This window comes from Thermoanaerobacterales bacterium (assembly GCA_030019475.1).
GTDB lineage: Bacteria > Bacillota > Desulfotomaculia > Desulfotomaculales > JASEER01 > JASEER01.
In genome coordinates, this window is the sequence record JASEER010000007.1 from 1 (window position 1) to 2347 (window position 2347).

The 2347-nt window shown below is 65.5% G+C and carries 2 protein-coding genes; one reads left to right on the forward strand and one right to left on the reverse strand.

Features of this window, described 5'->3' with window-relative positions; genetic code table 11:
- The coding region (gene lon / locus QMC81_03000) for an endopeptidase La (protein MDI6906446.1) at positions 1 to 1359 on the forward strand (1359 nt) is incomplete at its 5' end.
- A gap of 127 nt (positions 1360 to 1486) precedes the next feature.
- Here lon and QMC81_03005 read toward each other — a convergent pair.
- Positions 1487 to 2347 (reverse strand): hypothetical protein (locus QMC81_03005; GenBank protein MDI6906447.1); only part of this gene is annotated, 861 nt, incomplete at its 5' end.

The following is a 2347-nucleotide window of genomic DNA, read 5'->3' on the forward strand; positions in this document are numbered from 1 at the left end:
CTGCTCGCCGGGCCTCCCGGGGTCGGCAAGACCTCGCTCGGCGAGTCGGTCGCCAGGACCCTCGGCAGGAAGTTCGTCAGGGTCGCACTCGGCGGCATCCGTGACGAGGCAGAGATCCGCGGTCACCGCCGCACCTATGTCGGGGCCCTGCCCGGACGGATCGTGCGCGCCATCAAGGAGGCAGGGTCGATGAATCCCGTCGTCCTGCTCGACGAGGTCGACAAGATTAGCATGGACTTCCGGGGCGATCCCTCGGCGGCCCTGCTGGAGGTCCTGGACCCGGAGCAGAACAGTGCCTTTAGCGATCACTACATCGAGATCCCGTTCGACCTGTCGAACGTCATGTTCATCACGACGGCGAACTTCCCGTATAACATCCCGCGGCCGCTTTACGACCGCATGGAGGTTATCTACATCTCCGGTTACACGGAGGAGGAAAAGGCCCAGATCGCCCTGCGGCACTTGATCCCGAAACAGCTGAAGGAGCACGGCCTGTCGCCGAAGACCCTGACCATTTCGGAGAACGCCGTGCGCCGGATCATCCGGGAGTATACCCGCGAGTCGGGTGTCCGCAACCTGGAACGGGAAATCGCCGCCCTCTGCCGGAAGACCGCCAAAGAGATCGTGGCCAAGAAGGCCAGGCAGGTCCGGGTGACCAAGAAGAACATTGAGCAGTTCCTGGGCGCGCCGCGGTTCCGCTACGGCGTGGCGGAGCAGGACGACCAGGTGGGGGTGGCCACCGGGCTGGCCTGGACCGAGACCGGTGGCGACACACTGGCCATCGAGGTCACGGTTTGCAGGGGCAAGGGCGCCCTCACCCTTACCGGGAAGCTGGGCGAGGTCATGCGGGAGTCCGCCCAGGCTGCATACAGCTACCTGCGCAGCCGGGCGAAGAGCCTGGGGATCGACGAGTCCTTTAACGAGAAGGTGGACGTGCACATCCACGTTCCGGAGGGCGCGACGCCCAAGGATGGCCCGTCGGCGGGCATCACGATGGCCACGGCGCTGGCCTCGGCCCTGTCCGGGCGCAAGGTGCGGCACGACGTGGCGATGACCGGGGAGATTACGCTCCGCGGCCGGGTGCTTCCCATCGGCGGGTTAAAGGAAAAGGTCCTCGCGGCACACCGCGCGGGTATCAAGACGGTCATCCTGCCGGCGGAGAACAGGAAAGACATGGAGGAGATCCCGGCCAACGTAAAGTCCCGGATGGAGTTCGTGCCGGTCGAGCATATGGACGAAGTGCTGGCGCGGGCCCTGTTGGAGAGGGAAGAGTATGAGACCTCGGAAATGCTGCCGGTGCCCGTGCCGCCGCCCGAGACGGCCGCCGGCTACCAGCCGGTGGTCCATGAGCCGAGCTAAACCGTTTGAAATAGCACCCTGTGGGTGCGTGATTAGGCCGCTGCGCGGCCGAAATTAGCGCCCTGCGGGCGCGAAATTGGTGGGGGAGAGAGAGACCTCTGCGCAGGAGGTCTCTCTCTATTTACAGCTAAGACTTCGTTTGCGGGCGGACGGCTTCGGCGGCGATTCGGGGCTGCACAAGTCGCTCAAAGGGGATGGGCTTCCTCAGTTCCCCGGACTCGACCAGGATGCGCTGCAGGGCGTCAAACTGGCTGCGGTCGGGAAGTGGAGTTTCCGGCCACAGGTCGCATTGTTTGCCGCGTTCGATCATCCGGACCAAAGTCTCGTAGTTGAACTGGGGGAAGAAGGGACCGACCAGGGCTGCTATTTCCCGCGGGCTATGGCGGGCGAGCCAGCCGTGGGCACGGACCAGGGCGCGCGTGTAGGCCACCAAGACGTCGGCCTTCTTCTCTGCGGCCCGCGGGTTGGCGGCACAAACCTGTCCCGGGAGTTCGCCGGCCGCGGTCAGGGAGGCCACGACCCGCCCGGCGCCGGCCAGTTCGAGGGCGGTGGCCCGGGGTTCGTTGGAGAGGATAAAGCTCCCGCTTCCCGCCATATAGGCTCCCAGTTGCAGATACGGCGGCAGGTTCTGGATAATTACGGCGTCCAGTTGGGGCCGTAGCTTTTCCCGGCGCAGGATGGTCTCCAGGGCCGTTTGCAGCCCGGTGTCCGGGCCGGGCCCGATGGTTCCGCGATGCCTCAAGTCATTCCACGAGAAACCGTCCTTCGGCTCGCGCGCCACCAGGAATCCCGGCTGATACCGGGTGAGTTGGGCGAAGATGGGACATCCCGCCTCCCAGGCCTTCTCGGGCGGCCCCAGGATTACGTCGGCCGTTCTGTACCCCTCGGGGGGAATGGTGTCTTTGGGCGCGGTCACCAGGGTGACGTCAAGGCCCTCAGCCCGGAAGCAGCCCAGGGCGGCGGCGGCGTAATGCGGGATGTTTGCGAG